Annotated in this window: 1 pseudogene; it reads right to left on the reverse strand. The window is 18.2% G+C overall.

What is annotated here, in order from left to right:
- Positions 1–82, reverse strand: a pseudogene (locus LUA84_RS05095) (hypothetical protein); the annotation flags it as partial.
- Positions 83–650 lie beyond the last annotated feature (568 nt).

A 650-nucleotide genomic window follows, 5' to 3' on the forward strand; every position in this document is an offset into this window, starting at 1 on the left:
TTGTTGGAGCTAAAAAATATATTTTTTTATCTGGAAATAATTTTAATCTTTCAATAATAAGAAAAAAGGCAATAATTGTTTTTCCAGTACCTGTTNGTTATATAACAAGTGTATTTTCTCTTAAACATGATTCTAATATATTTTTTTGATATTCTCTTAAATCTATAGAAGGCATAATATAAAAATATTAAAAAAGTTTTTATTTATTTATGAATTCTGTAATTTTCTTTTGTACATCGTTTTCACTAAATATATTAAAATAATCTTTGTATTTTTCAACTATATTCTTATCAATATCTCCTATAACTATTATATTGATTTTTCCTTTTTTTCTATATTTTTCTTTATATTTTTTTAAAGCTTCAAATATAGATTCAAGATCATTTATATCTTTTGTATAATTTTTTTATATACCAAATTAAATTATCATTACCTTCTAAAGCATATATTCTTAGTTATTTTTATTACTAAACTGTATCTCAAAATATATTTATATTTTTGGATAGTATAAAGTTTGTATTCCATAATCTGTAAAATGAGTTCTACATCCATTATTCTATTTCTAATATTTTTTCTATTTTTGGTAAATTATTTTTATAAAAAGAGGAAATTTTTCTTATATCATAATAATACCATAAATCTGATTTTGA

This window comes from Candidatus Nanopusillus massiliensis (assembly GCF_920984865.1).